This window comes from Kitasatospora sp. NBC_00315 (genome assembly GCF_041435095.1).
In the GTDB taxonomy this organism is placed as follows: domain Bacteria; phylum Actinomycetota; class Actinomycetes; order Streptomycetales; family Streptomycetaceae; genus Kitasatospora.
This window is the reverse complement of record NZ_CP108025.1, coordinates 5,959,670-5,980,295: the sequence shown is the minus strand read 5'-3', so window position 1 is coordinate 5,980,295 and position 20,626 is coordinate 5,959,670. Positions and strand designations below refer to the sequence as shown.

The window sequence follows — 20,626 nt, the reverse complement described above, 5'->3', positions numbered from 1 at the left end:
GTGACCACGCGGTCCGGTGCTGCGGCGCCGGGGCTCGGCCGGGCGGCCGGTGTCAGCCGTTCCTGCGCAGGTGGGAGACGCGCACCAACAGGACACCGCCGACCAGCAGCAGCAGCGCGAGCAGCAGGATCTGGAAGGTCTGGTTACCGGTCGCGGCGCCGGTCGCGGCAAGGGCTCCGCCCGCGTGGTGGTGGTGGGGACGGTACATGGATGTGCCTCCGTTACGGGGTTGGGACGGGGGTAGCCACCGCAGCGGCGGCGCCGGCCGCCGCTCGCCGGTGGGCGGGGACGCCGGACGGTGCCGGCGACGTGTGCGGGGCGGGCACCCGGAGGGGCGCGGGAGCCGACAGGCCGGCCAGGCCGAGCGTCAGCTCCACGATCCGCTCGGCGGCGTGCCCGTCCCCGTACGGCGAGGGGCGCGTGGCCAGGCGCGCGGGGAGGGTGGTGTCGGCGATCAGCGCGCGCGCCACCGGCCCGAGACGGGGGCCCGGGCGCAGCAGGGTCGCGAACCCCGCGTCCACGGCCTCCGGCCGCTCGGTGCTGTTGCGCAGCACGATCAGCGGCTTCTTCAGCACGGTGCACTCCTCCTGGACACCGCCGGAGTCGGAGACGAGCAGCCGGGCGTGCCGGGCGAGGCCGAGGAAGGTCGAGTGGTCGACCGGGTCCACCGCGCCGAGGGCGGCGAGCCGGCGCCGCAGCCCGTACTCCTCGGCGCGGTGCAGGGTGCGCGGGTGGACCGGGAAGAGCACCGGCAGGCCGAGGCCGCCGAGTTCGGTCAGGATCGCTCCCAGCCGGGCGGGGTCGTCGGTGTTCTCCGGCCGGTGCAGGGTCGCCAGCACGAAGCCGCCGTCGGTGAGGCCGTACCGGCGCAGCAGTGCCCGGGAGTGCTCGGGGCGGGGCAGCGAGTCGGCGACCGCCTCGACGATGGTGTTGCCGGTGAGTGCGATGCGCTCCTCGGGCACACCCTCGGCGCGGAGGTTGTCCGCCGCGACGGCGGTCGGCGCGCAGTGCAGGTCGGCGAGCGCGCCGGTCACCTGCCGGTTGATCTCCTCCGGCATCGCCCGGTCGCGGGAGCGCAGCCCGGCCTCCACATGGACCACCGGAATGCCGCAGTACTGCGCGGCCTGGGCGCCGGCCGAGGTCGAGTTGGTGTCTCCCTGGACGATTACCGCACGCGGTGGATCGGCCTCGAACGCCTGCGTGAGCGCGGAAATCATGGCGCCGATCTGCCGCCCGCGCGACATTCCGCCGATTCCGGCGAGCCGGAGCCGCGGCTCCGGCAGACCCATGCCGCGGAAGTGACTTCCGGAGAGTGTGTCGTCGTAGTGCTGTCCGGTGTAGACGAGGCGACCGCGGTCTCCGAGTCCGAGGACCACCCGGGCCAGTTTGACGATCTCGGGCCGCGTACCGAGCACGACGGCCACCGGACCACCGGGATTCATGGGGGACTCGACCTCCTGGGTGACAGGGCTGCTCCGCCGTGGATTGCCGTCAGGGCGAAGCGCGCCGAAAGCACCGCGAGAGCAGAGTGGCAAATTCAGGTACGAGTATCCATTTCCGGCGCGTATTTGCACCCCATCGATTCGTGTTCTCACTCCGGTGGGGGATACGACGTGTCGTTAATACCATATGAGCGGCCGGCCGGACACAGATCGGAACACCAGTCCGAATGGTCGAATCGGGGGCGAAGCAATGTTTACTGGTAGCGTCTCGCCGGGAAATCACCGAAGAATTCGGGCCCGAACGATCCTCCGACCCCGGTTCGTCCTGACGGACCAGACCGGGAGCGCGCGGCCGCCCGGTCATGGATCGTGAGAGGCGCGCGCCGGCCGCCGCCGGCCCGCTCCGACCACGCAGAGGTCTCCGTCGAGGCCTCCACCGGGGGTTGACGAACATGAAGCTCACCCACCCGCTGCTGACCATCGCGCTGATCGGCGCGACCGCCGCCGCACAGGCCGGCTCGGTCGCCCACGCCACCGGACACCACCGCTCGGGCGTCGTCTTCAGCGACGCCTTCGACGCGCTCTCGGTCGGCCCGGGCCGCGACTGGGGCTGGCAGACCGCCGCCTACGCGCAGTGCGTCACCAATCCGAACGACGCCAAGCTCGACCACCTCACCACCGACGCGCTGAGCACCGACGACGGGCACCTGACCATCACCGCCACCCGGCGGCCGGACGGCTACTGGGACACCGGGCTGCTGACCACCGGCGACTCCTGCGACTCCGGCGGCAACCTCGCCGAGGTCCGCACCGGCGACACCCTGCTCGCCCACGTGCGCCTGCCGGACACCGGCTCCGGGGCCTGGCCCGGCCTGTGGACCTGGCGGGACGGCGGCAACGAACTCGACGTCTTCGAGTGGCACAGCGACCGCACCGACAGCCTGGAGTTCGCCAACCACCTCGGCCACAGCAACGTGCTCTACTCCGCACCCGAGATCGGCCCCGGCCAGTGGGTCTGGGTGGGCGCGGAACTCGGCGCCGACAACGTCCGCTGGCTCGTCGGCACGGACCCGGACAACCTCACCGTCGCGTACGAGGACCACGTCGGCGTCGGCCCGGACTTCGCGGCCTACCCCGTCCTCGGACTCTCCATCAACAACGGCAACTTCCACGCCGCGCCGTCCTCCGACGAGCCGGTCACCCTCGGCGTCGACCACCTGACCATCCTCCGGCCGTAGCCGCGCGCACCGGCGGCATGCGACGGGGCCCCTTCCCCCGGTGGGAGAAGGGGCCCCGTCGGGGCGCGAGCGCCGGGACCTACAGCACCTGGAGGTTCTTGCGCAGCTCGAACGGGGTGACCTCGGAGCGGTACTCCTCCCACTCCTGGCGCTTGTTGCGCAGGAACTGACACCTTGCAGTGCCAGCCTGCGATAGCACCGGGGGCGCCACATCTGACCTGCGGCTCAGCGGTCGTCGAATGTCATTGCCGGCCCACCCTGGCTACCGTCGCACGGCCCCGGAACGGCCCAGAAACCCAACCGGCAAGGGCAGGTCGCGCGGCCTCCGCTACTCGTCCGAACCGACCCCAAGGCCGACACCCTCGGCCCTGCCCTGCACGAGGCTCAGCGCGGGCCGATAGAGGAACGGCACCCAGAACTCCTGCTGGGGCTTCTTCTCAAAGAACCCGATCTCGACCAGCCGCATCGCGATGGCTTTCGCCTGCTCTTCCGGGATTTCCCAGATACCAGCGAGGCTCTGCGCGTTGTGGTGGGTCTTGTGCCCCTCCAAGGCCTTGATGTACTCCCGCAAGTCAGGGTGTTCGGCATAGATCGTTTTTGTCACCCGCACCTCCGACACGGCCGGGAGCGCGTCCTTGAACGAGATCCCGTCGAAGAGCTGGCTGCCTGCTGGCTCCTCCTGCCCAAGTTCCTGACGGCGGAGTTGGACAAGTCGGGTCTCAGAGAGAAGGTGGATCAGCTCGCGGGGGGCGGTCTGCTGGCTCGCGTCGCAGGTGCGGGAGAGGCACCAAGCGAACGTCATCGGCTTGTTGGGCCCGTTCTCCACCTGGGCAGGGCAGACACGTAGGAAGAGGTCGTGCTGCTCGTCGGTCGGCAGCACTGCCTCCTCGGGCACCGTGTAGAACGCCCGCAGCTTGGGACTACGGATGAGGCGCTGCGTAGTCAGTTGGAGCAGCGAGTCGTAGTCCCACTGAAGAGTCAACTCGCGAGTGATGTGGCTGGCCTCTCGGAAGCCGCTCTCAGTGATCGCCTTCCAGATGTCGGAGCGCAAGAAGATCTTCAGCTTGATCCGATCGATGCTGCCAATGTCAAGGTAGACCTTGAAGAGGGCGCGCAGCGCACGCTGCTCAAGCTCAGGGTCTCCGGCGAAGGCAACGTCTAGGCGGTCGATCAGCAGCCACAGGTTCAGGTCGGCCAGTCGGAGCGCGTTGTCGGCCTTCTCCAGGAGGTCGTCCACGGCTACCGCGCCCTGGGACCGCTGCCCTGGGGTGGGCTCGCGGAACTGGATGCGAAGACCGGCTCCGACCATGCCCGCGCCGTCGATGCTCGGCTCGACCTCGCTGACGTTTAGCCGAACATAGGCCAAAGCGTTGGCCAGTTTCCTCCTGAGCGAGAGCCTTCGACCGGGCAGGACACCCGTGTCAGAGAGCGTCTTGACCAGCTCGCGGACGTCGGCGTTGTTGACTCCCTGGTCCTGGAACTTATCCACGATCACTGAGAGGAAGTACAACTTCCACAGGAAGATGAACTGATCTTCGGTGATCTGCTCGTCCCGGGGAAGGGAGGAGAAGGCGGGGGACCCCTGGGGGTTCTCTGCCGGGCTGATGATGATGTCACGGTCGAGGAGCTGCGGCTCCCGAGCAACGAGCGTCGCGTAGATCGCGCTCTTGCCAGCCCCCTTGGCGCCGTAGACGATGTCGACTTCGTCGTTCCAGACCTGGTTCCACTGCTCCGTCTCGACAAAGTACGAGGCCAGGATCTGAGCCTCCTCCTCGGCGACCCGCGCCCCGAAATCCAAGTCCTTCAGTACTGCGGTCTTGATGATGATCTCCCCTCGACTGGTTCCCAACCCCCAGCATCGTAGCGACCTAAGGCTAGCTCCGAAGGTACGTAGTGGACCCAACTACGTGTCCGGCGGGAACCCTTGGGTGGAGAGCAGTAAGGCCAGGTCGTAGGACGCTTGGGCCTGAGAACTAGGAGTTTCGATCGGAGGCCCACCAGGCTCCAGGTTTCGGCTTCGACTGAAACCCCCGGATGTTCCAGCGAGGACACTAGGCCCGGACAAGACACCCCGACCTGTCCGGGCCTAGGACGGTCAATCTTCACAGTTCAGAGCCGCTAACCGGACAGTCGGACAGCCCGGACAGTAGACCCCAGGGCGCTGGCTGTCCTGGCCTCTCAGACGATCTCGGCTGCCGGGAGCCATCGGAGATGGACCATCGCTGTTTGGAGGCTCGCGAGGTCACCTGACAACCTCGGCCATACTGACCACGCCCCACGATGATGGCTTTCGCACTGCGGCATCCTTCATCGTGACTGGAGACCAAAGGACGAGGAAGGGGCGGCCAGTGAGCGAGCGAAGTCCGCGCGGCACGTACCTGCAGATCGCCGAGGCGTTGCGTGTCGAGATCGGCGACGGTTCCGGGCTGTCAGCCCTACCGTCCGAGGCCGAGCTAATGGCGCAGTACGGCGTGGCCCGGAGCACCGTCGGGCGCGCGCTCAAGATTCTGACGGACGAAGGCCTGATCCGCTCCCGGCAGGGCGCTCGCCGGACCGTGGCGGCCGCGGTGGCAGGGCCCACGGTCTACGACCGGATCGCGGGTGTAATCACCGAGGAAGGGCTGACACCGGGCGACGAGTTCCCGTCGGAGAGCGAGCTCTGCAAGCTGACCGACGCGTCCCGGGGCACCGTACGCCGCGCGCTGGCTCAACTCGAAGGCGCTGGCGTGTTGGAAGTCAGGCAGGGCAAAGGACGCTTTGTCCGCGCGCTGCCGGGCCCGAGCACCGCACCATCCCCCTCCTAGGAATGGACGCCACCGTGTGGGCCTATGACCTGGCTGAAGCGCTTCTCTCCGACGACCTTCCCCGCCGCTGGGCCCACTCCCAGGGAGTGGCCGGCCGGGCTCGCATGCTGGCGCCGGTTCTCGGGCCGGATGCCGAACTGCTCGAATCCGCCGCCGTACTGCACGACATCGGGTACTCCCCTCGCCTCACCGACACCGGCTTTCACCCGCTCGACGGCGCGCGGTTCCTTCGCAACGTGGAGCGGGTGGACGAGCGGATCGTACGGCTCGTCGCCCACCACTCGTGTGCATTGCTGGAGGCGGAAGAGCGGGGTCTGCGCGAGGAGTTGGAGGCCGAGTTCCCGCTTGAGGAGCCCGGGTTGGTCGATGCGTTGATCTACTGCGACATGACCACCACGCCGGACGGTACGCCGACCACGACGCCGGCGAGGATCGCCGAGATCGTGGGCCGGTACGGGCCGGACAGCATCGTCGGGCGGTTCATTCGCCGGGCGGAGCCGGAGATCCACGCGGCGGCTCAGCGCGTGGAGCAGAGGGTGACGCTGGCTGGTCCTGCGGCCTAACCGATGTACGGCTGAATGCGATCCGGGTCGAGCGCATGCTTGATCCGGAGCCGCATGGACGGATGGATGTCGAGGTCACCGAGGTCCGCCGGGGCCACCCAGCGGACCTCTTTCGATTCCTCGCTCGTCCGAAGGTCTCCGCCAAGCGGCCTTGCTCGGAAGCAGATGGAGAACTGCTGCCGGACCTCACCGTCGTCGTACGCCATGAGGTGCCCCGGGTCGGTATACAGCCCGGTGACCGTCACCACCTCGACGTCAATACCAGTCTCCTCGCGCACCTCGCGCACAACCGTGTCGGCGACGAACTCGCCGACATCGTGGCCCCCACCGGGGAGCGCCCACAGCCCGTTGTCCGTCTTGTGGATCAGCAGGACCCGCCCGGCTTCATCCTGCACGACCGCGACGACCGAGGGCACCACCGAGTTCGCCGCCGGTGCGTTGGGGTCGTTGATGTAGTCGATCCGGCTCATGCCGCCTCACCTTCAAGTCTCGGGGAAGTGATCCTTCGGGAACTCTCCCAGATGCGCTCAATGCTCGCCGCGTACGTACTGAACAGCTCACCACCGGGCACCTGCGAGAGGTGCAGTACGGGCGCGAGGTAGGCGCCGACACCGTAGACATGGCCGTTGACGAGCATCTCGTCGTCAGCTCGGTAGAGCGAGTTGTAGAGCGTGGTTGAGTGCAGGCGGAACTCAACTCCGGGCACGTTGAAGAGCGGTCCGTAGTTGGCCAGCGCGTTGCGGACCTTGCCGGCCATCGCCGGGCCGATCGCCTCGTCCTCGCCGCGCTGGGCGACCTGTGGTGAGTCCGGGTCGCCGAGCATCATCCGAACGGGCACGCCTGCGTTCGCCTTCTCCCTGATCAGGCGGAAGAAGAGCGGGTCCTCAGAGAGCCAGAAGCCCGCGTAGACGACCAGGTCGAAGTGCCGGACGGCACCCGAGTAGATCGTGGTCCACAACTCCTTTGGCACCACAGCACGGTGCGGGTAGAGCTTGACCAGCTCAGCACGGCCAGCCTCAGCGGTCTCGCTGAGGCTCTGCTCGTCGGACCAGAGATCAGACAGGTCACGCTGCAGGAGGTTCGCCAAGGCGTACTGGAAGCGCCGGTACGGCCGGCGCTGGTCCTTGGCCTCCACCCACCGCTCCACCGTGCGCGCGCTGACACCGATTCGTTCTGCGATCTGGTCGACCGTCAGTTTGCTTGTGAGGATCGCTCCTCGAAGCCGCTCATTGGCCATGCCGCCCTCCCCTGGACGATGCGGTGGCACTTGGACGATGCGGGACGACTTGACCGTAGCGAAGTCGGTTCACGGCCGTCCACTGACGCCGTATCTCGACATGCCCTGACGCGCGAATCTAGTGATGCGCGGTCGGGGGCACCCTCGACGCCATCAACCAAGGACTTGACGGAGCGTCGCTTCAGCGTCATCGTAAGAGACATGTTCAACATGTCTCGCACGACGGGGCTGGCGAACTGGCAGCCCTTCTTTGGGCTGCTCGGACCTGCGCAAGACGCGCCTGGAGGGGTGGGGTGACAGCCCCCCGAAGGAAGCGCTCGTTCCTTGAGAACTGAATAGGTCCCGCCGAGAACCCCGCGAGAGGAGGTGTCTGGGGAGAGGCGGAGGCAGACCAAAGGCGGACGGCCCGTAGCGGGCCCCTGCGGGGGTGAGGGTGCGACTCCCTCCCCGTCCACGAACAGCCGGCGAGCGCCCCGTGCGCTGACCGGCTGTTGTCATCCGGCCCGTTGAGTCGGGCTGCCGCGCTCCCGGCAAGGATCGCGCGGCAGCCCCTCACGGGCCCACTCACCTACCAGACGAGGCAGACCCGTGAAACTGATTGTTGCAGGACAGGAGGCCACCACGGCCTCCGAGTTCGCCGAGCTGGCGCTCGGCATCGACGTTGAACTGTTCGCCGGGACCTTCGGCGAGTCCGCCCTCTCCCGGCGGGCCCGGCTGGCCGTCGCGAACGAGGTCCTGCGGGACCTGGCGCCCGAGTCCGCCAAGTACGCGAAGGCCCTGATGCGCACGGCGGACCGCCGCCGGCTGCTCACCTGGAGGGCCGCCTGATGGCCCCCACCCCGGTCCGGCGGCTCACCGGAACCATCACCCCGCACCTGACCGACCGCCCGGCTGTCGCCACGATCGCCGACCTGCGCACCGCCTCCGACGGCGACCTGCGCGGCGCCGCCTGCACCACCGCCGACCCGGACCTGTTCTTCCCCGAGGACGGCGACACGTGGAGTGAGCGCCGCGCCAAGATGATCTGCGCCGGATGCCCCGTCCGTGCGATGTGCCTGGCGGGTGCCCTCGACCGCTCCGAGCCCTACGGCATCTTCGGTGGCCTCAGCGCCGAGGAGCGCGGCATGCCCAAGAGGAAGAACACCGACGACGCCGCCCGGAGCGCCCGCCCGGCCCCGGCGGCGGTCGAGCCCTCGGCCGAGGCCGTCGAGGCGATGCACCGGGTGCACGCGTTCGTCGAGGAACTCACCGAGCAGGTCCGCCGACAGCGGGCCGTCCTCGACTCCCGGCGCGAGCAGGACCGGAAGGCCGCCGGACTAGCCACCACTGTCCACTCCGCTGACGACAGTGCGGGGGTGGCCTGAATGACCGGCCTCAAGCGGCTCGGGTGGGCGGCGCTGCTGCTCGCCGTCGCCTTCCCCTCAGCCGCCCGCACGGTCCTCGCCGCGCTCACCGCCGTGGCGGCCGTCCTGCTGGCCCACCCGAGCACCACGTGCACTCTCGTCGCCGGGCTGCTGCTCGCGAGCACGCTGCCCGCCCTGCGCCGCCGCACCGCCCGCATCCGCCACCGGTGGCACCTGCACCGCGCCGTCCGCTTCGGCGCCCTGACCTCGTCTCGACTGACTTTTGTGGGGGACCGATGAGCATCACCGAGCTGCGGCCCAACAGCCGCACCCGGCCGGCCGCGAAGCCGGCCACGAAGGACGCCGCCGAGGCCGAGGCCCTGCGGGCGAAGACCGCGACCGCCAAGGCCGCGGCGGACATCGCCAACCAGCTGAAAGCGGCGAAGGCCGCCGCCGAGATCGCCGCTGGCGAGGCCCACGCCCAGGAGATCCGCGAGGCCACCGCCGACAAGCAACGCGAGGCCGCCCGCCAGCGAGCCGACGCCGCGGCCGCCCGCGAGAAGGCGGAGCGGTCAGCCGCCCAGTGGCGCACCTACGCCAAGACCATCGCGGTCATCTGCGTCGTCGTCTCCCTGCCGCTGCAGATGATGGCGTTCTGGTCCCCGAAGGCCTGGTTCCTGCTGGCCGCTCCGCTGGTCCTGGAAGGCCTGGCGTGGGCGCTGCTCAAGGGCGCCGAGGCTGCGATCGACGACCACCGGCCGTCCTGGCACTACCGGGCGCTGGCCGGGGCCGTGGCCCTGTTCGCCGCCACGGTGAACTTCCTGCACGGCAGCTCGGCGTTCGGCCTCGGCACCGGTCTGGGCGGGGCGTTCTGCTCGCTGGCCGGACCGCTGGTCTGGGACCTGCACGAGCACGGCCGCATCCGCAAGCGCGACGGCCGCAAGACCCGCCGCCAGCGCCGTGCCGAGGCCCGCCAGGCCGCCGCCGAAACGGCCGAGAAGCTGGCCGCCGAGCAGAAGCTCGCCGACGACCGCGAGGCCGTCGAGGTCTCCCGCTCCGTGCAGTGGCCGCAGGCGTGGGAGCGCGCCGTGGCGCTCGCGGCGGCGGTCGGCGAACTGCACCCGAGCGAGACCACGTGGAAGCGCGCGTGGGACGACACCGCCGGCGGGCCGCTGGGCGACACGGCCGAGTCCATCGCCGCCCGCGTGGCTGCCAAGGCCGCCAGCAAGGAAGCCGCCAGGGACCAGACGAACCCGGTCGAAAGGGTGGAAAAGCCGCAGGTCGAATCCCAAGTGGCCGCCCCGCGCAAGACCGGCGTGGACGGGCGCCGCAACAACGGCGGGACCCCGCCCCGGCAGAAGCCCGGCAGCCACCCGAAGTACTCGCCGATCGCCCGCCGCGCGATGTCGCTGGCCGCCAAGAAGCAGCAGCCCGCCCGCACCGCGAGCTGACCGGATCCACCTCGCGCACGACCCACCGACACATCCCGACCAGGAGGCCAACCGTGTCCGACGCCCTGTCCAACCGAGCCGCTCGATTCGCCACCGCCTACGCCCTGCTCCGGACCGCCGCCGACGTGGCGGACCACTGGATCCAGACCGACCACCAGGCGTCCAACAAGGGCCAGCACGACCACAACGACGGACAGTCCAGCGCGGCCGGCCGCCGTGCCTGCGCCGCGCACGTCGCCACCTACACCGCCACCCAGGGCGCCGCCCTGCTGCTCGGCTCCCGTGTCCTCGGGGTGCGCCTGCGGCCCGGACCGGTGGCCGCCGCCCTCGCCCTGTCCGCCGTCACCCACTACGTCGCCGACCGGCGCGAGCCCCTGCGCCGCCTCGCCGACGCCACCGGCAAGGCCAACTTCGTCCGCCTCGCCGACCACGGCATGAACGGCGCGTACGCCCTGGACCAGGCCTGGCACCACGTCTTCGAGACGGCCGCCGCCGTCATCGCGTCCGCCTGATTTCGCCCCGGGGCGGCCGACAGCTTGCCGGCCAGGCGACCGCCCCGGGCCCCTTCTCCGCACCACTGAGCAGTGAGGAAGGAACCTCAGTGAATCACGAGGACCCCAACCCGATCGGCCTGCCCGACCCCGCCACGAACGCCGACGGCGGCGCGGTGCTGCCGTTCCCGGACCGCTTCGCCAAACCCGCCCCGTCCGCTGTTCCGGCCCCCGCCCCCGTGGCGGCCCCGGCCGTGAGCCCGGCCGACGATTCGGTGTACCTGCCGCAAGACGCCGACGCGCTCGACCTGCCGCCGGTGGTGGTGGCAAGCGGGCGGGAGGATCCGGCCGGGGACCGGCCGCTCGTCCCGGCGTGGATCCGCACCCGCGAAGGGCGGCGCACGATGACCCGCGCCCGCGCCAAGCAGGTACGGCGCTCCGCACGGCGGTGGCTGGCCCGCCAGAGCACCACCCGCGGGCACGCCGCCCAGGCCTGGCGCGGCATACGGCGATCCCACCAGTGGACCGCCGGGTTCGAGGGCGCCCACGTGCAGGCCGCCGGCCACCAGGCCCACATCGCCGCCCGCGAGGCCCGCGACAAGGCCCGCCGCGCCCGCTTCACCCTCCTGCCCGGCGACCGGGCACTCGCCCAGAAGCAGTCCGAGGCCGCCCTCGCCGTCGCCGTCGCCGCGGTCGCCGCCCACAAGAAGGCCAAGTCCAACCGGCGCCGGATCCGCTTCGCCCGCGCCCTCGTCGCCTACGGCATCCCCGCCGCCGCCGTCCTCACCGCCTACATCGCCCTCGGCTCCACCGGCCTGTTCCTCGGAGCGACCGCAGTCCTCGGCTTCGAGGCGTTCCTCGGCCGCCGCCCCGACCGCGAGACCGTCTGGGACGCCGACGTGCGGGCCCTGTCCGACGGCGACCCGCTCACCGAGTCCATGCTCGACCGGGCGTTCAAGGCCGCCAAGGTCATCGGCGAGAGCCAGCGCCTGACCATGGTCACCCCCTGCGCCATCGACCCCGCCGTGCCCAACGCCTGGCACGCCGTCATCGACCTGCCCGACATCACCGTCAAGAAGGCCCGCGACAAGGCCGACGAGATCGCCGCCGCGATGGGCATCGACCGCACCAACCTCGACATCCGCCAGGTCGGCTCCAACGGCCGCCGCATGGCGATCTGGGCCTGCGGCCAGGACCCCTTCCTCGCCACCCGCCGCAACCCCCTCGCGGCCGGCCGCACCAAGCAGGTCAACACCTGGCGCGACGGCTTCCCCCTCGCCTTCGACAAGCGCGGCAACGTCCTGCGCCCCACCCTGTCCGACTACTCGTTCCTGTTCGCCGGCGCCACCCGCTCCGGCAAGGGCATGGGACTCGCCAACCTCCTCGCCGCCGCCATGCTCGACCCCCGCGTGCGGATCCGGCTCTTCGACGGCAAGGGCGCCGGCGAGTACGTCCCCCACGCCCGCGCCCTCGCCACGTTCGTGCGCCGCAACCCCGGACGGCTCGTCAAGTTCCTGCGCCTCATGGTCGAGGAGATGAACCGCCGCACCGAGATCCTCGTCGAGGCCGGCCTCTCCAAGGCGAACGAGAAGCTGATCGACAAGCTCGGCGGCATCGAGCTGGTCATCATCGACGAACTCGCCACCTACACCGCCAAGAACGGACCCTCCGGCAAGTACGCCGAGGAGATCACCGAACTCCTCGCGCAGATCGCCGCCGTCGGCGCCGCCGTCGGCATCGTCCTGGCGCTGGCCACCCAGTACCCCGAGGCCGAGATCGTCACCCCCCGCCTGCGCGGCAACCTCTCCGCCCGCATGGCCATGCGCGTCGAGTCGCCGGGCGCGTCCAACGTCGTCCTCGGGGACGGCATGGTCGGCCAGGGCTACGACGCCTCCAAGATCCCGATCGAGAAGACCAGCCGGGGCCGCGCCTGGCTGACCACCCCCGACACCGGCGTCATCGAGGTCCGCTCCCTGTTCATCGACGAAGCCGCAGGCGAGATCCTCCCCCTCATCGAAATCGGCGTGCAGCTGCGCAAGGCCGCCGGGTGCCTGCCCGGCCACTACGACGACCCGATCGAGGCCGCCATGCTCCGCCAGACCGGCGTCAGCGCCTCCGCCGGCGGCACCGACGGCCTCGGCTCCGTCATCCGCCGCACCGTCCTCGACCACATGATCGCCGCTGCCGAGGCCGCCGACGGCGCCGTCATCAGCAGCTCCGACCTGCTCGCCCACCTCGCCCGCACCGACGCCGACCGCTTCGGCCGTGTCGGCAAGGAGACCGACGCCGCCTGGCTGTCCCGCGCGGGCAAGGCCCTGCGCAATGAACTAGCCACCCTAGGAGCGGAGTTGGAGGCGGTGCGGATCACCCTCGCCGACGGCTCCCGGCCCAACGGCTACACCCTGGCGGACCTGCGCACCGCCGCCGCGAACCTGACCTCCGCCGCCTGACCCGCGCCCCCGTTCGCCCGATTTCGTCCCCCTGACGGACCCCTGCCAGCGCCGGGAAACCGCAGGTCACAGCCTCGCCCCTCCGGTCACGACCCCTGCCGCCCCCTGCCGTCGCAGGCCCCATCCGGGCGGAGGTCGGCAGAGGCGCCCCGGACACCGGCACCCCTGTGACCTGCGGATATCCCGGCGCGGCGAAGGTCCGCCAAGGCGCCCCGACCTACCCAAACCATCCCAAAGCACCCTCCCTGAAAGGGGACCCGTCCGTGCTGCTCACCGTCTCCGCCGCCACCTTCTTCGGCGTCCTGCTGGTCGTCATGCTCCGCCTTCGCGCCGTCAGTGCCGGCGGCGCCCTCGTCGCCGCCCTCTTCGGCTTCTACCTCGCCGCCACCGGCGTCGCGCCCGCCGTCAACCAGGCACTCGCGGACGTCTTCCGCTCCCTTCCCGGCCTGCACTGAACGAGAGGACCGAACCGATGACCCGCACCCGCACCGCCACGCTGCTCGCCCTGCCGGACCTCGCGTTCGTGGCCGACGGCGGCGAACTCGTCCGTGAGATCGAGCGCTACCTCGCCACCCAGCCCCTCCCCGCCCGGTGGACCGTCCCCGCGATGTGCCCGTACGGCCAGGCCCCCGTCACGTGGGACCTGGGCATGACCCGCCCCGAGCCCACCCGCATGGACCGCCTGCGCCGACGTCCGCCGGCCCCGGTGCCCATCGACACCGCCACCCACCTGCGCCTGGTCTCCCGCTACCTCACCGTCCACGGCTGGTGCCAGGGCCTGCTCTGGGACGAGCAGGGCCGCCGCTGCCTGCTCGGCGCCCAACTCGCCGTCATAGCAGCCGGATACGGCACCCAGAACACCGCCATGCACGCCCGCCACCACCTCATGGAGCAGTTCACCGCCCAGGACCCCACCATCCGCACCGTCGACCAGTGGAACGACGCCCCCGGCCGCACCGCCGCCCAGGTCCACCGCCAGCTCGACATCGCCGCCGCCCGCGCCGCCCGCCACTGACCCGGAAGGACAACCCGCCATGACCGTCACCCTTGAACCCACCGGCCCCCGGCTGCTGCGCCGCACCGTGGACCGCTTCCTGCCCGAGGCCGCCCGGCTGGTCAGGGACCACATGCGCGAGCCGATGCCCGACACCCTCGTGCGCCTGGCCCACCCCGGCGACTTCGGTCCCGCCGTCGCCCGTGCCACCGGCGGACGCCCCAGCTGGTGGCGCACCGTGATGGAGAACGAGAGCCAGCGCCGCGACGCCCACATCGCCACCGGCATGACCGTCCCCACCGCGGACGGCCGCGTGCTGGTCCTGCTCCACATCGCCGCGATGCGCCAGGACGGCCAGCTGTTCCCCACCCTCGTGCACGAGCTGGTCCACGCCGTGCAGATGAGCCGCCCCCGCACCGCCGCCGACGCCCTGGCCCGCAACCGCCACCACCTCGGCATCGAGCGCCAATCCCGCCGCTGGCTCGCCGACCACAGCGCCTCGATCGGCCGCGACGAGGAAGAGGCCTACCGCATCGAGCACCTCCTCGCCGGCTGACCCGCGCCCGTCTGCCCGACCGGCCGTGCCACCCGGACCGCTCCGCAGCCAGCGGCGCGGCCCGGGTGGTGCGGGGGACCGGACAGACCGCTCCCGGACCACCACGCGACGCCCCTGGAGGCAGCCCCGTGTCTGTCGGAGAAACCCCCGTCACCGTCATCGGCAACCTGACCGACGACCCCGAACTGCGCTTCACCCCCGCCGGCGTGGCGATGGCCAAGTTCACCATCGCCTCCACCCCGCGCACCTACGACAAGACCACCGGCCAGTGGCGCGACGGCACCGCCCTGTTCCTGCGCGTCACCGCCTGGCGCGAGATCGCCGAGCACGTCACCGAGACCCTCACCAAGGGAATGCGGGTCGTTGCAACCGGCCGCCTCGTCCAGCACAACTGGCAGACCCCCGAGGGCGAGAACCGCTCCATGCTCGGCCTCGACCTCGACGACATCGGCCCGTCCCTGCGCTTCGCCACCGCCAAGGTCACCCGCACCCAGCGCCCCAACACCGCACCCGGACAAGCCACTTCGGCCACCGACGCCTGGTCCAGCGCCGCGCCCGCGCCCGCCGGGACGCCAGCGGGCGGTGGCTTCGCCGAGGAACCGCCGTTCTAGGCCCTGGCCCGGACAGCACGAAACCCCGCAGCAGCCGGACGACCTTGCCGGGCTTCACCGGCTGCTGCGGGGCCAACCCGATCACGCACGAGACGAGACCGGAGCACCAAGCATGCCCGAGTTCGACCGCGACACGCTCGCCTTCACCGACGACGCCTACGACCGCGAGAACGCCTCCGAGGGTGGCTCCCGCTACGGCAGCTACCTCCGCCTGAACGCCAACCTCCTCCACGAGGACGGCGACCCGCTCACCGCGCGGGAGTTCGCCCGCGCCGCGTGGCTGATCGCCACCAGCCCCGTGATGTCCCCCGGCTACGTCCGTACCCGCCCCGACCTGCGCGATCTGACGCTCGTCACCGTCGGCGAGGACTACGACCGGCTCGCGCTCCGCATCGAGCTGCCGCTGCGGCACGACGTCCTCGCCCACCGCCCCGCCGGGCAGCCCGCCGACTGGGAGCGCGACCCGTACGACCGCGGGACCAGCCGGTGGGCCCGCCTGGCCGAGCCCGCCGCAGGCCGCCGTCCGGCCCTGCTGCTGAGCGCCACCCTGCTCGTTCCCGTGCCCGAGGACATCCTCATCACGCCCACCACCGCCCGCCCCGGCCCCGTGATGACCCGCGAGGCCAAACTCGCTGTCGGCCTGCTCGCGACGTTCGCCAACACCAACGCCCACCTGGTCGGCGGCCTGACCGGAGGCCGACGGTGACGCTGACGTACATCGACTTCTTCTGCGGCGCGGGCGGCAGCAGCACCGGCGCGAAGGCCGTCCCCGGCGTGAAGCCCGTGCTCGCCGCCAACCACTGGGACAAGGCCATCGCGTCCCACACCGCGAACTTCCCCGACGCCGACCACTTCCTCGGTGACCTGCACGACGCCGACGTCGCCAAGTTCCCCGCCGGGGACATTTTCTGGGCCTCTCCGGAGTGCCCGAAGTGGTCGAACGCCCGCGGCAAGAAGCGGGACTTCGACAAGCAGCCCGACCTGTTCGGCGACACCCTCCCCGACGAGGCCACCGACCGCTCCCGCGCGCTGATGTGGGACGTGCCGCGCTACCTGGAGGCCATGGCCGCACGCGGGCGCCCGGTGCTGGCCGGGGTCGTCGAGAACGTCATCGACGTCCGCGCGTGGGACCTCTGGCAGGCGTGGGTGCAGGACATCCGCGACCTCGGCTACGCGACCCGCCTCATCGCCCTGAACTCCATGCACGCCCGCCCGAAGGTAACGGCCGCCGCCCCGCAGTCGAGGGACAGGCTCTACCTCGCCTACTGGCGCAAGGACTTGGGCCGCACCCCGGACTGGGACAAGTGGCTCCGACCGCAGGCGTGGTGCCCCGGCTGCGAGAAGGTCGTCCGGGCGGTGCAGGTGTTCAAGAGGCGTGGCGCCGACATGGGCCGCTACCGCCAGCAGTACGTCTACCGCTGCCCGCACGTCACCTGCCGCAACACCGTCCTGGAACCGCCCGTGCTCCCAGCCGCCGCCATCATCGACTGGTCGCTGCCCGGCCGCCGGATCGGCGACGGCAAGCCCAACCGCAAGAAGTTCACCCCCTACGCCCCGGCCACCCAGGACCGCATCCGGGCGGGCCTGGCCAAGTACGCGGTGCCGATGCTCGCCCCGGCCGGCGGCACCTGGCGCGACGAGGCCACCCCCGTCACCGTCCCGGCGCCGACCCGCACCACCCGCGAGAACGACGGCCTCGCCGTCCCCCCGCTCCTCATCCCCGCCGAGGGCCGCGACGGCAAGGTCGCCGCCCCCACCACAGAACCGCTGCGGACCCAGACCGCCCGCAACGAGACCGGCCTCGCCTGGATGCCGTTCATCGCCGAACTGCGCGGCGGGAGTTCGGACGCCCGTCCGGTGCTGGACGCGCTGGCCACCGTCACCGCCTCCGGCAACCACCACGGCCTGGCCACCGCCCCCGGCAACCCGGGCGCGGACTGGTCGTCCCTGCTGCTGCCGTACTACGGCCACAGCACCGCCCGCACCGTCGCCGAGCCGATCGGCGCCCTCACCACCCGAGACCGGTACGCCCTCGTCAAGGGCGACCAAGTCCCCGTCGAGGAAGTGCTGTTCCGGATGCTGGAGCCCGGCGAGATCGGCGCCGCCATGGCCTTCCCCACCGCCTACACCGTCCTCGGCAACAAGCGGGAGAAGGTCCGCCTGTTCGGCAACGCCGTCACCCCGCCCGTCGCCGAGGTCATCGTCTCCGCCCTCGTCGAGGCCATCACCGGCCACGACCTGCCCACCGGAGGCGCGTCGTGAGCACCCGCGTCCCGCCGCTCGCCGGCGCCGACCTCTGGCAGGCCGTCATGGCCGCAGCAGCAGGCCGCTGCCAGTGCCGCGGCACCTGCGGCAAGTCCCACGCCAAGGACGGCGGCGGACGCTGCCCCCGCGAACACGCCGGGCTCAACCACCAGCACGGCGGCGGCACCGTCCACCTGATCGCCGCGCCGAGCGAGCCCGCCGACCTGCTGCTCGCCCCGCACCAGGCCGCCGCCCTTCCCAAGCAGCAGCTCGCCGCGTGGTGCCCGCCCTGCCACGACGCCACCCTCGGCGCCGCCCGCAGGGCCCGCCGCACCGCCGAACCGGCCGCCGTGCCGGACTCCCTGTTCGACCTCTGACCGTGCCCGCTGGAGGAACCGTGTCCCTGACCCTGACCGACCTGCCGACCGTCGTCAGCCAGCTCACCCCGCACATCAGCACCGACGAGACCCTACCCGTCCTGCACGGCATCTACCTGGAGGCCACCGGCACCCACCTGTTCGCCTGCGCCACCGACCGCTACACCTTCGCCCTCACCCGCCGCGAAGCCACCGACACCGCCACCTGGCAGGCGATCCTCTCCCGCTCCGACCTCGCCGCCCTGCGGGCCCTGTTCCCCACCCGGCGCCGCCCCGCCGACCTCACCCTCACCTACGAAGCCCCCGCCGGCGACAGCGACCCGGACGGCCACCTCACCATCGGCGACGGCCACCGCGCGCTGCGGGTCTCGGCGAACGCCCCGCTCGCGAGCCTCTTCCCGAAGTGGCGCCCGTTGTTCGCCGGTGCGCTCGCCGCCGAGCCGCAGCTCACCGACGAGGCGCACCTCAACGCCGCGTACCTCGCCCGCTGGGCCAAGGCCCCCTCCGAGCGTTACGAGCCGCTCACCGTCTGGTCCGCCGGGCCCGGCAAGCCGTTCCTCGTCGCCGCCGGACACGGCTTCCTCGGCCTCCAGATGCCCGTCCACCGCGACGACAAGCCCAGCGCCCCCACCGCCGACCGCCAGGACCGCGCCGCCCTGCGCACCACCTGGACCGACACCCTCAACTCCCCCGCCACCGTCCCCGAGCGCCACCTCAAGGCCGCATAGGCCGCTCTCCCGGCCGGTGGCCGCCCATAGCGGCCACCGGCCCGCCCCGGCCACAACAACGCCCCACAGGCCCGACGAAAGGCACTCCCGCGATGACCGCACACCCGCTGCTGGCCGCCGCCCTCACCGCCGCCGAACGCGGCTGGCACGTCTTCCCGCTCACCCCGAACACCAAGCGCCCCGCCATCACCGCATGGGAGCAGCGGGCCACCACGGATCCGGTGCGGATCCGGCGGTGCTGGGGTGCCGGGCCGTTCAACGTCGGTGTCGCGTGCGGCCCGTCCGCTCTGGTCGTGGTCGACCTCGACGCCCCGAAGTCGCCCACGGCGAGGCCGCCGGCGGAGTGGGACGAGCCGGGGATCACGGACGGCACCGACGTGTTCGCCGAGCTGTTCCGCCGGGCCGGACAGCCCGTGCCCGACCAGACGTTCCGGGTGCGGACCTGCCGGGGCGGGCGCCACCTGTACTTCGCGGCGCCCGGCGGGCCGGTGCAGCCGAACACGGTCGGCACGCTCGGGTGGCTGATCGACAGCCGGTCCGCCGGCGGGTACGTCGTCGCGGCCGGTTCGGTCGTGGACAGCGCCACCTACCGCGTGGAACTCGACCTGCCGCCCCTGCCACTCCCCGCTCTTTTGCTGATCAGCAAAGAGAGCACCACCGCCCGGCCCGCACCCGCGCGCACGTCGGGGCGGATCTCCGACCCCGTCGCGTGGGCGAACGCCGCGCTCGACCGGGAGTGCAACAAAGTCGCCACCACCGGCGAGGGCGGACGCAACCGGGCCCTGGTCGGCGCCGCCCGGTCCCTGGCCCGCATGGTCGCCACCCGCCACCTCACCCGCACCGAGGTCGAGAACCGGCTCACCGCAGCCGCCAACGCCGCCGGGATCGGCGACGCCGAGGCCGCCCGGACCATCCGCTCCGGCCTCGACTGGGGACTAGCCAACACCACCGCCGGACGCGCCGCATGACCCGCCCCGCCGACACCGAGGCCGCCCGCCCGGCACCGCACCTGCGGATCGTCGGCGACGACGACCCGCACGCCCCCTGGCCGGACGAACCGGACCCCTGGTCCGACCCCTGGGCCCCGCCCACCCCGGCGCCGAAGACCGCCCCCACAGCCCCGCCCCAGGCGCCGCCCCGGCCGCGCACCACCTGGACCGCAGCCGAACTGATGGCCACCACCTTCCCCGAACCCAAGTGGGCCGTCCCCGGGTTCTTCGCCGAAGGCGTCAGCCTGCTCGCCGGACCGCCCAAGGTCGGCAAGTCCTGGCTCTCCCTCGGCCTCGGCCTCGACGTCGCCGCCGGACGCCCCGCCTTCGGCACCGTCCCCGTCACCGCCGGCCCCGTCCTCTACCTCGCCCTGGAGGACACCGGCCGCCGACTCCAGAACCGCATGACCAAACTCCTCGACGGCCGCCCCGCCCCCGCCGAACTCACCCTCGAAACCGAATGCCCGCCCATGCCGCAGGGCGGCGCCCAGCTGCTCGCCAACTGGCTCATCGCCAACCCCACCGCGCGCCTGGTCGTCATCGACGTCTTCGCCAAGGTCCGCGGCACCTCCGCCCCCGGCGCGTCCGCCTACGACGCCGACTACGCCGCCATCGGCCACATCAAGGCCATCGCCGACCACTTCGCCGTCGCCGTCATCCTCGTCCACCACGTCCGCAAGATGGCCTCCGACGACTTCCTCGCCGAGGTCTCCGGCACCAACGGCCTCGCCGGCGCCGCCGACGCCACCCTCGTCCTCAAGCGCGCCCGCGGCAAGGCCGACGGCGTCCTGCACATCACCGGCCGCGACGTCGACGAAGCCGAACACGCCCTCGCCTTCCAGCCCGACACCGGCAGCTGGCTCCTCCTCAACGGCCCCGCCAGCGACCACACCATCGGCGACACCCGCGCCACCATCCTCAGCCACGTCCGCGCCAACCCCGGCGCCCGCCCCAAGGACATCGCCACCGCCACCGGCCTCGACATCGACCTGGCCCGCCGAACCTGCTCCCGCATGGCCGAAGCCGGCCAGCTCCACCGAGACGCCACCGGCTCCTACACCGCCGCCATCTCCCCGGACACCCTGCCCATCCCCTGAACTGTCCGGCC

The 20,626-nt window shown here is 71.7% G+C and carries 24 protein-coding genes and 1 pseudogene; 19 read left to right on the top strand and 6 right to left on the bottom strand.

Translation table 11 applies throughout. The annotated features are described in order from the left end of the window. Positions 1 to 52: 52 nt before the first annotated feature. Together OG823_RS24930 and wecB are read right to left on the bottom strand one after the other, a co-directional pair. Positions 53 to 208 (bottom strand): hypothetical protein, encoded by a 156-nt coding sequence (locus OG823_RS24930; protein WP_371481995.1) that lies wholly within the window; start codon positions 206 to 208, stop codon positions 53 to 55. Between the two features lie 13 nt (positions 209 to 221). Beyond that, on the bottom strand, positions 222 to 1,442 hold the full coding sequence (wecB, locus tag OG823_RS24925; protein ID WP_371481994.1) for a non-hydrolyzing UDP-N-acetylglucosamine 2-epimerase: 1,221 nt from the start codon (positions 1,440 to 1,442) through the stop codon (positions 222 to 224). Between the two features lie 452 nt (positions 1,443 to 1,894). On the opposite strand from wecB, the gene OG823_RS24920 reads away from it, so the two are divergent. Further along, the gene (locus tag OG823_RS24920) at positions 1,895 to 2,680 is read left to right on the top strand and encodes a beta-glucanase (RefSeq protein ID WP_371481992.1); all 786 of its coding nucleotides are present in this window, start codon (positions 1,895 to 1,897) and stop codon (positions 2,678 to 2,680) included. 79 nt (positions 2,681 to 2,759) lie between these two features. On the opposite strand, the pseudogene OG823_RS24915 reads toward OG823_RS24920, so the two are convergent. After that, positions 2,760 to 2,909, bottom strand: a pseudogene (locus tag OG823_RS24915) (glutamine synthetase); the annotation flags it as partial. Between the two features lie 99 nt (positions 2,910 to 3,008). Continuing rightward, positions 3,009 to 4,529, bottom strand: a complete 1,521-nt coding sequence (locus OG823_RS24910; protein ID WP_371481991.1) for a P-loop ATPase, Sll1717 family — start codon at positions 4,527 to 4,529, stop codon at positions 3,009 to 3,011. A gap of 499 nt (positions 4,530 to 5,028) precedes the next feature. Here OG823_RS24910 and OG823_RS24905 point away from each other — a divergent pair, with 499 nt between their 5' ends. Both OG823_RS24905 and OG823_RS24900 read left to right on the top strand, forming a co-directional pair. Then, entirely contained in the window at positions 5,029 to 5,484 is a 456-nt protein-coding gene (locus tag OG823_RS24905; protein WP_371481990.1) for a GntR family transcriptional regulator, read from the top strand. A gap of 2 nt (positions 5,485 to 5,486) precedes the next feature. Continuing rightward, positions 5,487 to 6,047 (top strand): HD domain-containing protein, encoded by a 561-nt coding sequence (locus OG823_RS24900; RefSeq protein WP_371481988.1) that lies wholly within the window; start codon positions 5,487 to 5,489, stop codon positions 6,045 to 6,047. On the opposite strand, the gene OG823_RS24895 is transcribed toward OG823_RS24900, so the two are convergent. Next, positions 6,044 to 6,517, bottom strand: a complete 474-nt coding sequence (locus tag OG823_RS24895) for an NUDIX domain-containing protein (protein WP_371481987.1) — start codon at positions 6,515 to 6,517, stop codon at positions 6,044 to 6,046. The two genes, OG823_RS24900 and OG823_RS24895, sit on opposite strands and share 4 nt — an antisense overlap. Next, entirely contained in the window at positions 6,514 to 7,284 is a 771-nt protein-coding gene (locus tag OG823_RS24890; RefSeq protein WP_371481985.1) for a helix-turn-helix domain-containing protein, read from the bottom strand. Before OG823_RS24890 ends, OG823_RS24895 begins: the two co-directional genes overlap by 4 nt. A 588-nt stretch (positions 7,285 to 7,872) precedes the next feature. Here OG823_RS24890 and OG823_RS24885 point away from each other — a divergent pair. The 16 genes from OG823_RS24885 (at position 7,873) to OG823_RS24810 (ending at position 20,615) form a co-directional block, all read left to right on the top strand. After that, on the top strand, positions 7,873 to 8,112 hold the full coding sequence (locus tag OG823_RS24885) for a hypothetical protein (protein WP_371481983.1): 240 nt from the start codon (positions 7,873 to 7,875) through the stop codon (positions 8,110 to 8,112). Next, positions 8,112 to 8,648, top strand: a complete 537-nt coding sequence (locus tag OG823_RS24880; protein ID WP_371481981.1) for a WhiB family transcriptional regulator — start codon at positions 8,112 to 8,114, stop codon at positions 8,646 to 8,648. The genes OG823_RS24885 and OG823_RS24880 overlap by 1 nt, the downstream gene beginning before the upstream one ends. Beyond that, on the top strand, positions 8,649 to 8,927 hold the full coding sequence (locus OG823_RS24875; protein ID WP_371481979.1) for a hypothetical protein: 279 nt from the start codon (positions 8,649 to 8,651) through the stop codon (positions 8,925 to 8,927). Then, positions 8,924 to 10,078 carry a hypothetical protein gene (locus OG823_RS24870; RefSeq protein ID WP_371481978.1) on the top strand — a complete coding sequence of 385 codons (1,155 nt, stop codon included), beginning with the start codon at positions 8,924 to 8,926 and terminating at the stop codon, positions 10,076 to 10,078. The genes OG823_RS24875 and OG823_RS24870 overlap by 4 nt, the downstream gene beginning before the upstream one ends. Before the next feature lie 53 nt (positions 10,079 to 10,131). Continuing rightward, on the top strand, positions 10,132 to 10,590 hold the full coding sequence (locus tag OG823_RS24865; protein ID WP_371481977.1) for a hypothetical protein: 459 nt from the start codon (positions 10,132 to 10,134) through the stop codon (positions 10,588 to 10,590). An 89-nt stretch (positions 10,591 to 10,679) separates the two neighbouring features. Continuing rightward, the gene (locus tag OG823_RS24860) at positions 10,680 to 13,019 is read left to right on the top strand and encodes an FtsK/SpoIIIE domain-containing protein (protein WP_371481976.1); all 2,340 of its coding nucleotides are present in this window, start codon (positions 10,680 to 10,682) and stop codon (positions 13,017 to 13,019) included. Positions 13,020 to 13,282: 263 nt separating this feature from the next. Then, positions 13,283 to 13,474 carry a hypothetical protein gene (locus OG823_RS24855; RefSeq protein WP_371481975.1) on the top strand — a complete coding sequence of 64 codons (192 nt, stop codon included), beginning with the start codon at positions 13,283 to 13,285 and terminating at the stop codon, positions 13,472 to 13,474. Between the two features lie 17 nt (positions 13,475 to 13,491). Then, positions 13,492 to 14,034 (top strand): hypothetical protein, encoded by a 543-nt coding sequence (locus OG823_RS24850; RefSeq protein ID WP_371481973.1) that lies wholly within the window; start codon positions 13,492 to 13,494, stop codon positions 14,032 to 14,034. 19 nt (positions 14,035 to 14,053) lie between these two features. Then, positions 14,054 to 14,569: a hypothetical protein gene (locus OG823_RS24845; RefSeq protein ID WP_371481972.1), complete on the top strand. Its 516-nt coding sequence runs from the start codon at positions 14,054 to 14,056 to the stop codon at positions 14,567 to 14,569. A 128-nt stretch (positions 14,570 to 14,697) separates the two neighbouring features. Beyond that, positions 14,698 to 15,180 (top strand): single-stranded DNA-binding protein, encoded by a 483-nt coding sequence (locus tag OG823_RS24840; RefSeq protein ID WP_371481971.1) that lies wholly within the window; start codon positions 14,698 to 14,700, stop codon positions 15,178 to 15,180. A gap of 112 nt (positions 15,181 to 15,292) precedes the next feature. Beyond that, entirely contained in the window at positions 15,293 to 15,886 is a 594-nt protein-coding gene (locus OG823_RS24835; RefSeq protein WP_371481969.1) for a hypothetical protein, read from the top strand. Beyond that, positions 15,883 to 17,442 (top strand): DNA cytosine methyltransferase, encoded by a 1,560-nt coding sequence (locus tag OG823_RS24830; protein ID WP_371481967.1) that lies wholly within the window; start codon positions 15,883 to 15,885, stop codon positions 17,440 to 17,442. The genes OG823_RS24835 and OG823_RS24830 overlap by 4 nt, the downstream gene beginning before the upstream one ends. Continuing rightward, positions 17,439 to 17,801 (top strand): hypothetical protein, encoded by a 363-nt coding sequence (locus OG823_RS24825; protein ID WP_371481965.1) that lies wholly within the window; start codon positions 17,439 to 17,441, stop codon positions 17,799 to 17,801. The genes OG823_RS24830 and OG823_RS24825 overlap by 4 nt, the downstream gene beginning before the upstream one ends. A 20-nt stretch (positions 17,802 to 17,821) precedes the next feature. Then, a complete protein-coding gene (locus tag OG823_RS24820) occupies positions 17,822 to 18,529 on the top strand; it encodes a hypothetical protein (RefSeq protein WP_371481963.1) in 708 nt (235 codons plus the stop codon). Positions 18,530 to 18,621: 92 nt separating this feature from the next. Further along, positions 18,622 to 19,497: a bifunctional DNA primase/polymerase gene (locus OG823_RS24815; protein WP_371481961.1), complete on the top strand. Its 876-nt coding sequence runs from the start codon at positions 18,622 to 18,624 to the stop codon at positions 19,495 to 19,497. Beyond that, on the top strand, positions 19,494 to 20,615 hold the full coding sequence (locus OG823_RS24810) for an AAA family ATPase (RefSeq protein ID WP_371481960.1): 1,122 nt from the start codon (positions 19,494 to 19,496) through the stop codon (positions 20,613 to 20,615). Before OG823_RS24815 ends, OG823_RS24810 begins: the two co-directional genes overlap by 4 nt. The last annotated feature ends 11 nt before the right edge of the window (positions 20,616 to 20,626 follow it).